The 16,508-nt window shown below is 58.1% G+C and carries 12 protein-coding genes; all 12 read left to right on the plus strand.

Annotated elements, in window-relative coordinates:
* Positions 1-54: 54 nt before the first annotated feature.
* The 12 genes from gabT to pstB all read left to right on the plus strand — a co-directional run bounded on the left by gabT (position 55) and on the right by pstB (position 16,368).
* Positions 55-1,419 (plus strand): 4-aminobutyrate--2-oxoglutarate transaminase, encoded by a 1,365-nt coding sequence (gene gabT / locus DXZ77_RS00905; protein ID WP_115029245.1) that lies wholly within the window; start codon positions 55-57, stop codon positions 1,417-1,419.
* Between the two features lie 30 nt (positions 1,420-1,449).
* The gene (locus DXZ77_RS00910) at positions 1,450-2,871 is read left to right on the plus strand and encodes an aminobutyraldehyde dehydrogenase (protein WP_115029247.1); all 1,422 of its coding nucleotides are present in this window, start codon (positions 1,450-1,452) and stop codon (positions 2,869-2,871) included.
* A gap of 128 nt (positions 2,872-2,999) precedes the next feature.
* Positions 3,000-3,197, plus strand: coding sequence for a hypothetical protein (locus DXZ77_RS11615; protein WP_147279140.1), 198 nt, complete (start codon positions 3,000-3,002; stop codon positions 3,195-3,197).
* Between the two features lie 180 nt (positions 3,198-3,377).
* A complete protein-coding gene (locus DXZ77_RS00915; protein ID WP_220181572.1) occupies positions 3,378-6,107 on the plus strand; it encodes a DEAD/DEAH box helicase in 2,730 nt (909 codons plus the stop codon).
* A gap of 231 nt (positions 6,108-6,338) precedes the next feature.
* Positions 6,339-6,911, plus strand: coding sequence for a hypothetical protein (locus DXZ77_RS00920; RefSeq protein WP_115029250.1), 573 nt, complete (start codon positions 6,339-6,341; stop codon positions 6,909-6,911).
* A gap of 126 nt (positions 6,912-7,037) precedes the next feature.
* Complete coding sequence (treY, locus tag DXZ77_RS00925; protein ID WP_115029252.1) at positions 7,038-9,500, plus strand: malto-oligosyltrehalose synthase; 2,463 nt, start codon at positions 7,038-7,040, stop codon at positions 9,498-9,500.
* Positions 9,501-9,513: 13 nt separating this feature from the next.
* Positions 9,514-11,484 carry a malto-oligosyltrehalose trehalohydrolase gene (gene treZ, locus DXZ77_RS00930; protein WP_258553055.1) on the plus strand — a complete coding sequence of 657 codons (1,971 nt, stop codon included), beginning with the start codon at positions 9,514-9,516 and terminating at the stop codon, positions 11,482-11,484.
* 1 nt (position 11,485) lies between these two features.
* Entirely contained in the window at positions 11,486-12,118 is a 633-nt protein-coding gene (locus DXZ77_RS00935; protein ID WP_115029254.1) for a hypothetical protein, read from the plus strand.
* A gap of 205 nt (positions 12,119-12,323) precedes the next feature.
* Positions 12,324-13,463 (plus strand): phosphate ABC transporter substrate-binding protein PstS, encoded by a 1,140-nt coding sequence (gene pstS / locus DXZ77_RS00940; protein ID WP_258553056.1) that lies wholly within the window; start codon positions 12,324-12,326, stop codon positions 13,461-13,463.
* Positions 13,464-13,522: 59 nt separating this feature from the next.
* The gene (pstC, locus tag DXZ77_RS00945) at positions 13,523-14,461 is read left to right on the plus strand and encodes a phosphate ABC transporter permease subunit PstC (RefSeq protein WP_115029257.1); all 939 of its coding nucleotides are present in this window, start codon (positions 13,523-13,525) and stop codon (positions 14,459-14,461) included.
* On the plus strand, positions 14,461-15,561 hold the full coding sequence (pstA, locus tag DXZ77_RS00950) for a phosphate ABC transporter permease PstA (protein ID WP_115029259.1): 1,101 nt from the start codon (positions 14,461-14,463) through the stop codon (positions 15,559-15,561). Before pstC ends, pstA begins: the two co-directional genes overlap by 1 nt.
* Before the next feature lie 27 nt (positions 15,562-15,588).
* Entirely contained in the window at positions 15,589-16,368 is a 780-nt protein-coding gene (gene pstB, locus DXZ77_RS00955; RefSeq protein WP_115029261.1) for a phosphate ABC transporter ATP-binding protein PstB, read from the plus strand.
* Positions 16,369-16,508: the final 140 nt, after the last annotated feature.

The following is a 16,508-nucleotide window of genomic DNA, read 5'->3' on the forward strand; positions in this document are numbered from 1 at the left end:
GCGGTGTCGCCCGTTGGCAGGGTGGCTCGCGGTGTGTCTTGTTGAGGAGGACCGTTGACCAGCCAGCCCCGTTTTTCATCGGAAGTTGTTCAGGAGCGCCGTCTTGTGACGGAGGTGCCGGGGCCGCGTAGTCGGCAGATGCATGAGCGGACGTGTGCTGCTGTGTCGGCGGGGGTGGGGGTTGGGTTGCCGGTGTATGTGGAGCGTGCCGGTGGTGGGGTGTTGGTCGATGTGGATGGTAATCATCTGATCGATTTTGGGTCTGGGATCGCGGTGACTTCTGTCGGTAATTCCGATGCGCGGGTGGTTGCTGCGGCTGCTGAGCAGTTGGAGCGGTTTACGCACACGTGTTTCATGGTGACCCCGTATGAGGCGTATACGCAGGTGTGTGAGATGTTGAATGAGGTCACCCCGGGTAGCCATCCCAAACGCAGTGCTTTGTTTAATTCCGGTGCTGAGGCGGTGGAGAACGCGGTCAAGATTGCGCGGGTGTTCACCGGTAGGGATGCGGTGGTTGTGTTTGATCACGCGTATCACGGCCGCACAAATCTGACGATGGCGTTGACGGCGAAGAATATGCCGTACAAGCAGGGGTTTGGTCCGTTTGCCGGTGAGGTGTATCGGATGCCGATGGCGTATCCGTATCGATGGTCGGGGCCTGCGGAGTCGATGGTGCAGGACGCATTTGAGGCGTTTGAGTCTGCGGTGCATGCGCAGGTGGGTGAGTCGAATGTGGCGGCGGTGGTGATTGAGCCGATTCAGGGTGAGGGCGGTTTTATTGTGCCGCCGCCAGGGTGGATGGCCAAGATCGCGCAGTGGTGCAAGCAGCACGGTGTGGTGTTTGTTGCTGATGAGGTGCAGACCGGTTTTTGCCGTACGGGTGATTGGTTTGCCTGCCAGGCTGAGCAGGTGGTGCCGGATCTGATCACGACGGCTAAGGGCATTGCGGGTGGGTTGCCGTTGTCGGCGGTGACGGGGCGCGCGGAGATGATGGATGCGGTGCATGCGGGTGGTTTGGGTGGCACGTACGGCGGTAATCCGGTTGCGTGTGCGGCGGCGTTGGGGGCGGTGGCCACGATGCGTGAGGAGGATTTGGCTGGGCGTGCTCGCTGTATCGGGTCGATTCTGCAGGAGCGTTTGGAGGGTATTGCTGCTGGTTATGGCGTTATCGGTGACATTCGTGGTCGGGGGGCGATGATGGCTGTCGAGATCGTTAAACCTGGCACGAAGACTCCTGACCCGCAGGTCACGAAACGTATTAGTGCTGCTTGTCACGCTGCGGGGGTAGTCACTCTCACGGCTGGCACGTACGGGAATGCGTTGCGGTTCCTGCCCCCGCTGGTGATTGGTGAGGACCTGCTGCGTGAGGGGCTTGATGTGCTCGAGCAGGCTTTCGCGGATGTTGTCGCTGCGAGCTGACTTTTTCCCCGGGTTTACGAAAGGAACACGATGAATCGTTTGCAGAATGTCATTGACGGCGTTTTTGTTGATGCTTGCGCGACGGACAGTCTTGATGTTGTCGATCCCACCACGGGGAAGGTTGTTGCGGTGTCACCGATTTCTGGTGCCCGTGATGTGGATGCTGCTTTTGATGCGGCGTTGCGTGCTTCGCGGACGTTTAAGCGCAGCACTCCTGGTGATCGTCAGAAGATGCTTTTGGCTTTCGCTGATGCGCTTGAGGCGGCTGGGGAGGAACTTGTTGATGCCCAGGCGCGGAACACGGGGCAGCCGCGTCAGCAGATCCTCGATGAGGAGGTCATGGCTGGCGCTGACCATATTCGTTTTTTCGCTGGGGCTGCGCGTACATGTGAGGGTCGGGCTGCGACGGAGTATGTGGAAGGGCACACGTCGTATGTGCGCCGTGAACCTATTGGTGTGGTCGCGCAGGTCACTCCGTGGAATTACCCCATTTTGATGGCGTTGTGGAAGTTGGGGCCGGCGTTGGCTGCGGGGAACACGGTGGTATTGAAGCCTTCAGATACCACTCCGGAGTCCACGCTGGTGTTGGCCCGGTTGGCGGGGGAGGTGTTCCCCGCAGGGGTGGTCAATGTTGTTCTTGGTGATGCTTCTACTGGTGAGTTGATGAGTAGGCATCCAGTGCCGGGGCTGGTGTCGATTACTGGGTCGGTGCGTGCTGGGCGTGCGGTTGCTGCTGGGGCGGCTGCAGGGGTGAAGCAGGCACATCTGGAGTTGGGTGGCAAGGCCCCTGCGGTGGTGTTCGCGGATGCTGATTTGCAGCGTACGGCCGAACAGCTGGTCATGTTCGGGACGTTTAACTCTGGGCAGGATTGCACCGCCGTGACACGGGTGTTGGTGCAGGAGAGCGTGCATGAGCAGTTTGTGGACCTTCTCGTCGCTGCCGCGCGCAACACGACCACGGGCACGGGGCAGGGCGATGATTTCGGGCCGCTGAACAACGCTCGGCATTTCGCTCAAGTGAAGGAAAAGCTGGCGCGGGTTCCTGCGCATGCGCGGGTGTTGACTGGTGGCGCGGCGTTGGAGCGTGAGGGTTTCTATGTGCCGGCCACGATCATTGATGGGGTTCGCCAAGATGATGAGCTTGTCCAGGAGGAAACCTTCGCGCCGGTGTTGACAGTGCAGACATTCAGCACTGAGGAAGAGGCAGTAGAGCTGGCTAATGGGGTGGATTATGGGCTCGCTTCGAGTGTGTGGACCAGTGATCACGGCACAGCGATGCGGGTTTCCCGAGATTTGGATTTCGGGTGTGTATGGGTGAACACGCATGTGTTGCTTGCTGCTGAAATGCCGCACGGCGGTTTCAAAAGCTCTGGGTACGGCAAGGATTTGTCTGTCTATGCGTTGGAGGAGTACACGCGCATTAAGCACGTGCTGCATTCTCTTGAGGTGTGAGCCGTAGCTCACACCTGGTGGCGCCGTCGCAGCAGCTGTGCGCCTGCTCGTAGCAGCGCAGTCAGCAGAACTAGCGTGTCGCCCCGGCATGTGTTGCGGTCAGGGCAGGCGCGGGGCAGCCTCGTCGTATGACGCAATCACATGACCCTGTTGAGGTCTCACGCAGTGACCGCCAAGCCAAAGAGATGGAGTCCGCTAAGCAACGTGCTGAAGATGCTCATCCCGGGCAGGCTGGGTATGGACAGCCCGGGCAGAACACAGGCCGCACTCACGGCCATATTGAAGACGAAGCCCGTCAGGCCGACAGTCCAGAAAAACACAGCTAACAAACTGACTTCGCTATCGCGCCGGAGCAGATATCAACCTGCCACGGCGCCGATTCCTACCAGCTGTGCTTAAGCACAGCTGAGTTTCCTGCTCCGGCAACGCCGTCACAGTGATGTTGTGGGCTTCGGTGGGGCGGTTCGCACCTGCTGTGGCTGGCTGAACCTGCCACCATGGTGGTGATGACTGCGTTGACCGACCACATGCCGCCCACCACCGATTCCGCTCCCGAGGGAGAGGCCCTATTTGAAGGGTTTGCCCAGTGGGCTCTAGAGAGCGGCGTGGTCCTCTACCCCCATCAAGAAGAAGCCGCGCTGGAACTCGCGGCCGGGTCGAATGTCATCCTCGCCACCCCCACCGGGTCAGGCAAGTCCATGGTGGCGCTCGCAGCTCATTTTTTTGCGCTGGCTGACTTTCAACGCACTGGTCGCCGCACCTACTACACCGCTCCGATTAAGGCGTTGGTGAGTGAGAAATTCTTCGACCTTGTGGGTAAGTTTGGGGCGCGTAACGTCGGCATGATCACCGGTGATGCTTCGGTGAATGCGGATGCTCCGATCATTGCGTGCACTGCTGAGATTCTCGCTAATTTGGCTCTGCGTGATGGGGAACATCTGGCTGTTTCCACCGTTGTCATGGATGAATTCCATTTTTACTCTGAGCCTGATCGTGGCTGGGCGTGGCAGGTTCCGCTCTTGACACTCCCGCAGGCCCAGTTTTTGCTGATGAGTGCCACGTTGGGTGATGTGTCGTTCTTCCGCAGTGATTTGACTGCCCGCACGGCGCGAGAAACAGCTCTGGTAGATAACGCCGAACGCCCGATCCCGTTGTCTTTCGAGTATTCGACTGAGCCGATCACGGACAAGCTTGTGGAGCTCATCCAGACCCGCCAAGCGCCTGTGTATGTAGTGCATTTCACACAGAAAGACGCGCTAGAACGGGCGCAAGCTTTGTTGAGTGTGCAGGTCGCTAGCCGTGAAGACCGTGACAAGATTCTCGAAATGCTGGGTGGGTTCCGGTTTGGGAAAGGCTTTGGCACCACGCTGAGCAAGCTGATTCGCCACGGCATCGGCGTTCACCACGCCGGGATGCTGCCCAAGTATCGGCGCATCGTGGAAACCCTCGCTCAAGCTGGTCTGCTCAAAGTGGTGTGTGGCACAGACACCCTTGGTGTGGGGATTAACGTGCCGATTCGTACTGTTCTGCTCACTGGTCTGACTAAATTTGATGGAAGCCGCCAACGTGTACTTAAGGTGCGCGAGTTCCATCAGATCGCTGGTCGAGCTGGCCGCGCTGGATTCGACACCACAGGAACCGTCGTAGTGCAGGCTCCTGAACACGTCATCGAAAACATCAAAGCCGAAGAGAAGGCTGCTGCCGACCCGAAAAAGAAGAAGAAAGCCCAGAAAAAGAAAGCCCCCGGTGGGTTTGTCTCCTGGGACGAGAACACATTCACGCGACTGGTGGAGGGTCAGCCAGAACCGCTGGTGTCTCGGATGCGGGTGACGCATGCCATGGTTCTTGATGTCATTGCCCGCTCTGAACTAGATGACGCAGACCCGGTTCTGCTCATGCGGCGCCTCATCTGGGACAGCCATGAACCCACGGGGCGCAAGTACCGGTTGCAGCGCCGCGGAATCGAAATCCTGCGTGCCTTGAAGACCGCCGATATCGTGGAAACTTTTCGCTTACCGGCCTCGGCGGTTCCTGGCGGAGTCAGCTGCGACACCGATGACCGAATTGGCTCTGAAGATATCGAATTTGATCAATTAACCCCTGCTTTCGATCTGCGTAAGCGCCTGCGTCTAGTTGATGACCTCCAAGATGGATTCGCGTTGAACCAGCCGCTGTCCACTTTCGCCCTTGCAGCTTTGGAGCTGCTTGACGAAGACTCACCGACTTACGCTCTTGATCTGTTGTCCGTGGTGGAGGCAACGCTGGAGGATCCCCGCGTCGTGCTGTGGGCTCAGCAGCGCAAGGCTAAAGGCGAAGCGATCGCTGAGATGAAAGCTGACGGCATCGACTATGCCGAGCGGATGGAGCTGCTGGAGAATGTCTCGTGGCCTAAACCGTGTGAAGAGATGCTGCGCGCGGCCTACGACACCTACCGTCAAGGTCGCCCATGGCTGACCGAAGATCTCCTCAGCCCGAAAACCGTGGTGCGGGAAATGTTCGAGAACGCACGTGGTTTCGGAGAGTTCGTGCGGGTCTATGACCTCGCCCGATCTGAAGGTGTGGTGCTGCGCTATCTCACTGACTGCTACCGCGCCCTGCGACAGACGGTGCCTGAGGTGTATCGCACTGATGAGGTCGACGACATCATTACCTGGCTTGGGCAACTTATCCGTGCTACTGACTCCTCGCTGCTGGATGAGTGGGAAGCACTCACCGATCCGCAACGGCAACAGACCGAAGAGGTTCGCCCACCAGAGGTGGAAGTTCGCCCCATCACCGGCAATTCTCGGATCTTCCGTATGTGGCTGCGTCAGGCAATGTGGCGACGCGTGGAGTTGTTGGCTGAGGGCAACGTGTTGGGTTTGGCAGAGCTGGATTCATCCGCTGCTGATGTGTTGGATTTGCGCCGCGCTGAGGTGCCCCCACTGACATCTGAAGAATGGGATGACGCGCTTGCGGGCTATGAGGACGTGTATGGCGAGGTGCCGGATTCGATTGGAACTGGTGCAGATGCGCGAGGGCCGAAATTTTTCCGCATCGATGAAAAACCGGCCTTCGAAGACGAAGACCCGGCCGGTCCTGGAGCGGAAGGGCACGTTGTGTGGCAGGTCGAGCAGATCCTCGATGATCCTGAACAAGAACGTGATTGGCGGATCGTTGGGGTGGTTGATTTGACGGCTTCGGATGAGGTGGGGGAGTTGGTCGTATGGGTTCGAGACTTGACTTCGGTGTCGTAAGGCAGGCCCGTTTCGGACACGTGCGGAAAATGTGATGTTCGTCACTTTGGGTTGTGTGTATATGGTGCGCTGGTCCGTGTTGTGAAGGCGCGACGTACTAGGTGAACGGTCGTTTCCTGTACGTATGTATAGATTCCGCTGAATCTGTGAAATGCCCACTACGTGGAATCGAAATCAATCCATATGCCTGTGAGGCTGACTTGGCCGGTCAGGGGGCCTAATGTGGGTCGGGTGAGACAGTTGGACATCAAGTTCGTTGCTGTCGGCCCCTCTGAAGCGGAGCAGCTTCGCCGGGTGTGGCTCGACATGCTCGCCGAAGCACCAGGCGTTTATGCCGAGACCCTGGATGAAGCGCTCGCCTGTGGCGACGCAGACTGGGTGGCGCGTGCCCGTGAGTTCACGCGCTGGGGCGCCGCGGCTTTTGCTGCCGTGGATTCCCATGGCAGATTTGTTGGTTTTGTGTCCGGATATGTGGACCGTGAAGGTGAAGAACGCCTGGGGCAAGTTGCCTTCCTTCACGTTGTTCGTGAGCCTGGCGCACCCACAGGAGACGTGGCCGCTGCGTTGATCGCGCGCTTGTCTGAATGGATGCGTGACCACTGGGTCTCGAACGTGTTTATGTCAGTTCGGGAAGAAAGCCGATGCGCTGACCTCCTGCGCAGTGCCGGGTTCGTTGAAACCGGGACGCGCCGTGTGGACACTCTGGATGAAGAATTCGACGAGATCGAGTTCGTCTGCCCGTTGTGGGATCCGCTGAGCGTGGAAGCAATGCGATCCACAGTGTTCGCCCTCGGTGTCGCTTAGTAAGTGAATACCCGCCCTTGTGGGTAAAGCATGACCAAGGATGTCTTCGACACTCTGTGGAGTCGGTACGGTTGTGGCGGTTGCTAGTTCGTCCCCCGTACAGCCCCCTGTGAGGAGATCCTTTCGATGAACGTCACCGGTACGTACCGTCTCCAGCTGAACGCCGATTTCGGGTTCGCGGACGCGGAGGCTGTGGTGCCGTACCTGGCCGCCCTAGGTGTGTCTCACCTGTACCTGTCGCCTGTGTTGCAGGCTGCGCAAGGGTCGATGCATGGCTACGACGTGGTGGACCACAGCCGTGTCAACGCGGAGCTGGGTGGTCGAGAAGCACTCGAGTCTTTAGCCGCTGCTGCGCACGAACGCGGGTTAGGCGTCATCGTGGATGTAGTTCCTAACCACATGGCATTCGTGGCCCCCGAAAGCGCTAACAAGCCGCTATGGGAAGTGCTGCGCGATGGGCGTGACGCCCCGACAGCAGAGTGGTTCGACATCGACTGGCGTGTTGGCGGCGGCCGTCTAGGACTACCAATTCTTGGCGATGACCTACCCGCTGTTCTGCAAGCGCAAGAAATCACGCTCGACCGGGTGGAACTTCCTTGCACAGATAGCCGCGCCGAATGGGTAATCCGTTACTTCGACCATGTACTTCCTATCGCGTTGGGCACCGAAGGTGAGGCCTGGCCAGGGTGCGCAGATCCAGAAATCGTGGGGGCGGTGCTGGACCGTCAGCACTATCGCCTCGCAAGTTGGCGCGACAAAGACAGCGTCCTGAACTATCGCCGCTTCTTCGAAGTGGACGGGCTCATCGCAGTGCGAGTTGAGATCAAAGAAGTCTTCGACGCCACCCATGCTCTCCTGCTCGAGCTACATAAAGCCGGCGTGATTGATGGGTTCCGCATCGACCATCCGGACGGTTTGGCAGACCCAGAGCAATACCTCAACAACCTGGCTGCAGCCACAAAACGCGGCACCCCCATCTTCGTAGAGAAGATCATCGAAGGCAGCGAAGTTCTGCCCGAAAAGTGGAAATGTGCCGGCACCACCGGATATGACGGGCTGCGAGTAGTGCAAGCCGCACTAGTCGACACAGCCGCCGAGGCAGTCATCACCCAGCAGTGGCGTGCCAGTGGCGGTGATGAAGACCTCGCCGGCGCTTCCGAAGCAGCCAAACGCCAGGTGGTAGCCCAATCACTTGGCCCAGAACTGGAACGGTTAACGCGCCGTGCACGTGAGGTTCTCCCTGAGCGTGACCCCGAGCGTCTACGCGAGGCAATCGCTGAGCTGCTCGTTTCCGGTGAGGTGTACCGAGCCTACCTACGCGCGGACGAAAAACTCTCACCCGATGCACGGCGACGGTTGACCGAAGCGTTCTCCGCAGCACGAGCAAACCGACCCGATCTTGACGATGAGCTGGTGGCTCTTGTCCCACTGGCTGTGCCCGACGATGAATCCACTGCCCCGGCTATCGACTTCAGCGTCCGGTTACAGCAAACGTGGGGTCCGGTGATGGCTAAAGGCATCGAAGACACTCTGTTTTACCGCAATCACCGCTTGGTAGCTCTGAATGAGGTAGGTGGAGACCCCGATGACCTCGAACACGGCTCTGTCCAAAAACTGCACATCTGGGCCCAACATCAGGTGCTGAACTGGCCCGGCGGCATGACAACCCTGTCCACCCATGACACCAAGCGCAGCGAAGACGTACGCGCCCGCATTCTCGCTATTGCAGGTGACACCCAAGGGTGGGAAGAACTCTCTCGCTTGTCACGTGAATGTGCCCAGGAAATGGGCGTAGATATGCCAACAGCGCACCTGGTGTGGCAAACACTGGTCGGAGTCGGTGACATCGACCATGAACGCATCCAGGCGTACCTACAAAAAGCAGTACGTGAGGCGAAAGTACACACCTCCTGGGTCGACGGAGATGAAGAATACGAGCGCCGGATAGTCGAATTTGCAGACAAAGTGCGCTCAGGTGGTGCGCTGCATGAGGCCATTGAACGCATTGTTGAAAAAAACGCACAAGCAATCCGCGCCCACGTACTCGGAGCCAAAACACTCCAGCTAACGATGCCTGGGGTACCTGACGTCTACCAAGGCTGCGAAGTGGTGAACCTGTCCCTGGTTGACCCAGACAACCGCCGCCCCGTGGACTACGCTCGCCGCCTCGGGCTTCTCGAAGCACTCAATCGCCTAGGACTAGGAGAAACCCCCTCCCTCGACGAAGAAAAACTGCACGTCACCTCCCGGATACTCAAACTCCGTAAAGACGCCCCCGCCTTGTTTAATGGCAGCAGCAGCTACACGCCATTGACCACTAACAGTGAATTCGTTGTCGGGTTTGAACGATCCACCACGGCAGGGCGCATCGCAGCAGCATTCGGGTGGGCCAAATCCCGCAACCTCGTGACAATTGTTTCCCGCGCACCCCAACGCCTAGAAGCTGCAGGAGGATTTGGTGAGAGCACCGTGACACTGCCCGAAGGTACATGGCACGACGTGCTCACCGACGACATCACCTACGAAGGCGGCCACGTCCGACTCGCTGACCTTCTACACCGCTTGCCCGTAGCAGTACTCGCCCAGTGAGACTCCACAGAACATGACACACGAACCCACCTCAATCGCTTCCCTGAACCTTCCCATCGACCTGTCTGCAAACCTCCCGGAGAACAAGGCCGACATGAGCGACGCCGTCTCCGACATACGTATGCGCACATTCGAGGTATGGGCACCCAACGCCTCAGAAAGCGTCGACCTCGTGCTACGCGGCGAGCGAGTACCGATGCAACGCAACATCACCGAAGGCTCCTATGCACACATGTGGTCAGTGCGCGCCCAAGCGGCCGTGGGAGAAATGTACGGATTCGTCGTTGATGACGGTCAAGCACGCCTAGATCCGCGAGGATTACGCCTCCCCGATGGGCCTCACGGCCTATCCCTGGTCTACGACCACAACTTCACCTGGACAGACACCGACTGGTCCGGAGTCGAACTGGACCGCGCCGTCTTCTACGAAATGCACGTTGGCACATTCACCCCCGGACGCACCTTTGATGCAGCCATCGAACGCCTCGACCACCTCGTCGACCTGGGGGTAGACATCGTCGAAGTCATGCCCATAGCCTCATTCCCCGGCGACTACGGGTGGGGATACGACGGCGTGGCCCTCTATGCAGTACACGAACCCTATGGCGGCCCAGACGGATTCAAACGATTCGTCGACGCAGCCCACGCCCGCGGCCTGGGAGTGTGCCTCGACGTCGTTTACAACCACCTCGGCCCAGACGGCAACTACCTCGGCGAATTCGGCCCCTACTTCACCGACAAACACCACACCCCATGGGGATGGGCCCTCAACACCGATGGCCCCCACTCCGATGCAGTACGCCGATACATCATCGACAACGCAACCATGTGGCTACGCGACTTCCACGTCGATGCGCTACGCCTCGACGCAGTCCACGAAATCCATGACGAACGAGCCCTCTCCCTCCTGGAAGAACTCTCCACAGCCGTGGAACAGCTCTCCCAGGAACTAGGCCGCCCCCTACTACTCATCGCCGAAAGCGACCGCAACGACCCCGCCACCGTCACCCCCCCAACCCACGGAGGACTCGGACTAGCCGGGCAATGGGCAGACGATGTCCATCACGCCCTCCATGTCGCCCTCACCGGAGAAACACAGGGATACTACGGCGACTTCGCCGGACCTCACTGGCTACCCAGAGCCATGCGCCGACCCTTCCGCCACGACGGCTGCTGGTCCTCCTTCCGCGGACGCACCCACGGACGCCCTATCGACCCGGAAACCGTCTCCGGCGAAGCATTCATCGTTTCTCTTCAAACCCACGACCAGGTTGGCAACCGCGCCACCGGAGACCGGCTCTGCGCCAACATCGGTCATGACCGCCTCCGCCTGGGCGCAGCCCTACTACTCACCAGCCCCTACACACCCATGCTGTTCATGGGCGAAGAATGGGGCGCATCCACCCCGTGGCAATACTTCACCGACCACGTCGACGAAGAACTCCAAGAAGCAGTCCGTCAAGGACGCCGCCAAGAATTCGCCGCACACGGATGGGACGAAGCACAAGTCCCCGACCCCGGCGCATATTCCACCCTGGAAAACTCCACCCTGAACTGGGAGGAACGCAGCAATGGCGAACACGAATCCCTGCTCCGCTGGTACAAAGCACTCTTGGCTCTGAGGAGCAGCCGTCGAGAACTGCGCGCCGGAAACCTCGCCGACGTCACCATCACCGGCCCCGAAGGCACCCCCATCGGCTGCGGTCACGGACCAGCCACAACCGCTGACCCCACACCCCAAGACGCAGACACCACCACTGCCCTAGAACACGCCCGCCACAGCGGCCCAGGCGCCTTCGTCGTACACCGAGGCAGTCACCGCATCGCCGTCAATCTTGGCGCCCAGACCACTACCCTCCCACTCAAACTCGACAACATCAACGCAGCCACCATCCTGCTGGCTTCGGACCCAACCATCTGCCTCACCGAGGACACCGTCACCCTCAAACCCGACGGCGTAGTGGTGGTCGGCCCGGCAGTCTGACATGAGCCAAGACAACAACCGCCGATTCCACAAACCCGCAAAACTATCGAGCGAGGCCTTTGACTCCTTCACTCAAGACGAGCTCGACCCCGCTATCGTCTCTGCCATCGCGCACGACACGGCCGCTGCCCTCGTGCGCGCTGGCAGAGAAGCAACCGACCCCGCCACCACAACACGCCTCGTCGGCCTCATCGATGAGATCGGCATCGAAATCGTCGCCGAGCTCTGGGCAGGACAAGCAGCCCGATCACTGCCCGGAGCGCTATGGCGCCTCTACGCACTCAAAGAATGGATCCGCCGCGACCCCATCGGTGCATCCACCGAATACCGCGAAGGATTGCGCTTCGCTGACGTAGCTGCAGTGGTAGCAGGAGTGGCCTGCCCGCCAGGCCCTGAAGAACTGCGCACCATGATCGACAGCATCCTGCGCGGAGTCTTCGACGGTGATCTAGCTATGGCACTACACCGTGCTGGTGCCTTCTGCCGAGTCATCGCTGCCGGCCGCGCCGCCCACCTAACCCACGAAGACCCCAACGATTCGCGCAAACACGCCGACCAAGCCGCCGCCATGCTTAACACCGGCGAAGATCTGGACAGCTGCGCCGGTATGTGGCGCCGAGGCGACCTCGTCTAAGAACACAACAGAACCACCCAAAAACCAATCCACGAGCTCACGAAATCTAGATCCCGTTCACCATGTGTTCACCTAGGTACCTCTCTCACGTCACCCATCCCCACGTATCTTCAAGACGTATTGCGATGCCGGATGGTGCTCACTGACATACCCAGGAGGCGACTGCCCAAGGAATACCCCTTGCCTCCATCCGCACCACTCGGCTGTGCATACACCGACCCACAGCCATCAGAGAGGCACCCTCGAAGTGAAATTCGCCCACCTTCGCCGCACCCTCGCCGTGACAACACTCATTGCCTTAGCTGCCACCGTGGTCGCATGCAGCGCAAACGGGTCTAAAGCGACAAGCGGTAACGGCGCAGGTGTCAGCGGCAGCATCGCTGGTGCCGGAGCCAGCTCCCAGCAAGCAGCTGTCGCCGCATGGAAAGTCGGATTCGAAAGCGACAACCCCAACTCCACTATCAACTACGATCCAGTTGGATCCGGTGGTGGGCGAACCCAGTTCCTTAACGGTGGAGTTCAATTCGCTGGCTCGGACGCCTACCTAAAAAAAGAAGAGCTCGCCAAAGTCACCACCGCATGCACACGAGGCGAACTCATCGAAGCGCCGGTTTACATTTCGCCCATCGCTGTTGCCTACCGGATCTCAGGCATCACTGACCTGCAACTGTCCGCTCCCGTCATTGCTGACATCTTCTCTGGCAACATCACTAAATGGAACGACCCCAAGATCATCGCCGACAACCCCGGCAAAACCATGCCCGACTTAACCATCACCCCCGTGCATCGCTCCGATGAGTCAGGCACCACCCAAAACTTCACCGACTACCTCAACAAAGCCGCCCCCCAACAATGGCCACACAAACCCCACGGCAGCTGGCCCCTCAAAGGCGGCGAAGCAGCCAAAGGAACTGCTGGCGTCGTACAAGCCATCAAAGCTGGTGACGGAACCATTGGCTATGCCGACGAATCACAAGTCGCGGATCTAGGTAAAGCCAAAGTAAAAGTCGGCAGCGAATACGTCGCCATTTCTGCCGAAGCCGCAACCAAAATCATCGACAGCTCACCCATCGCAGCCGGACGTCCCCAGTACTCCCACGCACTTGACATCAAACGAGACACCACCGAGGCCGGGAACTATCCCATCGTGCTTACCTCGTACGCCCTGGCCTGCACCAAATACAAAGACAAACAAACAGCCGAGCTCGTCAAAAGCTGGCTCACCTACATCTTCTCCGAAGACGGACAAAAAGCTGCTCAACAGTCCGCCGGGTCAGCCCCCATCTCTAACAAAACCCGCGAAGCAGCCATGAAAGGTATCAACGCGATTACCGCCGCGAAATGAACTGAGCGCGTTGCTGCACCACCACAATAACGTCACATCACGCCAGGAAAGAGAGCACTGTGACCACGCATACAGCGGGACCTCCCAAAGCTGTCACGCGACCCGGCGACAGGATCTTCGCAGGCCTAACTCTGGGCTCTGGTTGGGCGATCCTGGCGATCCTCGCTGGGGTGGCAACATTCTTGATCTGGCAAGCTTTGCCTGCCGTCACTGCTTCTCCTGAAGATGTGCGCGGAGGCCATGGACTCATCGCCTACATCGCGCCTCTCCTCTTCGGCACCATCGTTTCAGCGACCATCGCCGTCCTCATTGCAGTGCCCTTGTCAGTGGGAATCTCTCTCTTTATCTCTCACTATGCCCCCAGACGCCTCGCTGTTTTCCTGGGATATCTCATCGATCTACTCGCAGCTGTCCCCAGCCTTGTGTACGGCCTATGGGGCCTATCAGTTCTGGCCCCAGCTACCGTCCCGCTAGGCATGTGGCTCACCAAAAATTTCGGCTGGATACCTTTCTTTGCAGGAACTCCCAGCGCTACGGGGCGCACCATGTTCACCGTTGGGGTTGTTTTGGCGGTCATGATATTGCCGATCATGACCGCCACCATGCGGGAAATCTTTCTCCAAACCCCCCGACTGCATGAGGAGGCCGCGCTAGCTCTGGGGGCTACGCGCTGGGAAATGATCTGTATGGCTGTGTTCCCCTTCGGGCGTTCTGGCATGGTTTCGGCCACGATGCTCGGCCTGGGGCGCGCGTTGGGCGAAACCATGGCGGTTGCCATGATCCTTTCTCCCAGCGTCGACTACACCGCTCGCATCCTTACCTCTTCGAATCCCGGCACCATCGCAGCTGACATCGCACTTAATTTCCCTGAAGTCAGTGGGTTGGATTCAAACACTCTCATTGCAGCTGGTCTTGCGCTTTTCGCTCTCACTTTGACTGTCAATACGGTGGCCCGTTGGGTTGTATCCCGCACAAGCAAGTTCTCAGGAGCCAATTGATGTCCATCACTGCAGATAACGTCGGCACGCGCTCCAGCAGTAGAAATAGCCTCAGCGCAGGTCAACTCAGGCCACTCGGGCGTTACGGCATTCTCGCTGCCGCCATCATGGTGGGAATACTCGCAGCCGTGTCCCTGGGGTGGTTTGATCAGGGGGGCCTCAATGTCATGGAGATGTTTGGGCTGGTTACTCTCACCGGCCTGTGCTATATCACTGCGGTAGCGATCGTCTCTACCTGTATCGAGGGACGCCGGCAAGCTGTAGACCGCATTGCCACAGCGTGCGTCATTACATTCTTCCTACTGGCGCTTATCCCCTTGGTCTCCCTGCTTTGGACCGTGACTCAGCAAGGTCTGACTCGACTGGATCCAGCCTTTTTCACTGAGTCAATGCGTGGTGTTTTCGGCGGTGGTGGCGGTGCAGTGCATGCAGTGGTCGGAACCTTCATCGTCACTGCTATTTCCACGGTTATTTCCGTACCTGTGGGGGTCCTTACGGCTATTTATCTTGTCGAATACGGAAATAACAACCGTCTGTCACGTGCATTAACGTTTTTCGTTGATGTCATGACCGGGATTCCCTCGATCGTTGCGGGACTTTTCGCCTACGCTCTTTTCGCCCTCTTGATGGGGCCAGGGGCTCGGGCTGGCATCATCGGTGCAGCTGCCTTGTGTATCCTCATGATCCCTATAGTGGTGCGCAATACCGAGGAAATGCTCAGAATTGTTCCCAGTGAGCTTCGTGAAGCCGCATATGCGCTGGGTGTGCCTAAATGGTTGACTATCGTAAAAGTGGTTCTTCGAACTGCAATTGCAGGCATAGCTACAGGTGTCACTATCGCCATTGCTCGTATCATTGGCGAAACGGCACCTCTTCTTGTCACTATTGGAATTACAACTTCGGTTAACTGGAATCCATTTTCTGGCCGTATGGCGGTATTGCCAGTCTTCTCTTACTACCAGTATATGAATCCGGGTGTACCTCCGCAGCCTTATATTGATCGAGCGTGGACTGCGGCTCTTCTTCTTATGATTATCGTGATGGCCCTTAATTTGGTTGCTCGTTGGGTCTCTCACGTATTCGCCCCTAAGGCCCGCTGACGCGGACGAGTAAAAGGACTGATCGACGTGTCATATGCCATCGAGGTTTCTAACCTAAACATCTACTACTCAAAGTTCCTCGCTGTTCATGATGTCAATGTCAATATTCATGCTCGTGCAGTGACTGCTCTCATTGGCCCCTCGGGATGCGGTAAGTCAACCTTTTTGAGATCACTTAACCGAATGCATGAGGCCATTCCGGGTGCTTACTGTGAAGGTCAGGTTCTTGTCGATGGGGAGAATCTCTACGGCAAAGGAGTTGATCCGGTTTCTGTGCGACGCAAGGTTGGCATGGTTTTCCAGAAACCTACGCCGTTTCCTACAATGTCTATTTATGACAATGTGCTTGCTGGGTATCGACTGAATAATCGACGCCTATCTAAAGTGGACGCAGATGATTTGGTTGAGGAATCTTTGCGCGGTGCGAACTTGTGGACCGAGGTGAAGGATCGTCTGGGGCGTTCTGGTGCAGGACTTTCGGGTGGTCAACAGCAGCGTCTTTGTATTGCGCGAACTATTGCAGTTAAGCCGGACATTGTTCTGATGGATGAGCCTTGTTCTGCTTTGGATCCCATCTCCACTCTTGCTGTTGAAGACTTAATGCATGAGTTGAAGGAAAACTACACGATCGTTATCGTTACGCATAACATGCAGCAAGCTGCGCGTGTGAGTGACAAGACGGGGTTCTTTAATCTAGTTGGCGTTGGTCAGGGTGGTCATTTAGTGGAGTTTGATGACACACAGAAAGTCTTCAATAATCCAGCGCATAAAGAGACTGAAGATTATGTATCGGGGCGTTTCGGTTAAGTCGCTATCTGGGATAGGGGATGAATTCTTGAATCCCCATTCCTGAAAGCTGTTGAGTAATAGACAGAACCTGTTACCAAGCCGCAGATGATGCGTGCCGGACCGGGAGCGCCTCACGGCGCGTGGCCGCTCTTGGCGGC

The organism is Dermatophilus congolensis (genome assembly GCF_900447215.1).
In the GTDB taxonomy this organism is placed as follows: domain Bacteria; phylum Actinomycetota; class Actinomycetes; order Actinomycetales; family Dermatophilaceae; genus Dermatophilus; species Dermatophilus congolensis_A.

Excerpts from the sequence above, each read along its gene's own strand:
- DXZ77_RS00910 (WP_115029247.1), top strand. The coding sequence starts at position 1,450 with ATGAATCGTTTGCAGAATGTCATTGACGGCGTTTTTGTTGATGCTTGC.
- treY (WP_115029252.1), top strand. The coding sequence starts at position 7,038 with ATGAACGTCACCGGTACGTACCGTCTCCAGCTGAACGCCGATTTCGGG.
- DXZ77_RS00935 (WP_115029254.1), top strand. The coding sequence starts at position 11,486 with ATGAGCCAAGACAACAACCGCCGATTCCACAAACCCGCAAAACTATCG.
- pstA (WP_115029259.1), top strand. The coding sequence starts at position 14,461 with ATGTCCATCACTGCAGATAACGTCGGCACGCGCTCCAGCAGTAGAAAT.
- DXZ77_RS00915 (WP_220181572.1), top strand. The coding sequence starts at position 3,378 with ATGACTGCGTTGACCGACCACATGCCGCCCACCACCGATTCCGCTCCC.
- treZ (WP_258553055.1), top strand. The coding sequence starts at position 9,514 with ATGACACACGAACCCACCTCAATCGCTTCCCTGAACCTTCCCATCGAC.
- DXZ77_RS11615 (WP_147279140.1), top strand. The coding sequence starts at position 3,000 with ATGACGCAATCACATGACCCTGTTGAGGTCTCACGCAGTGACCGCCAA.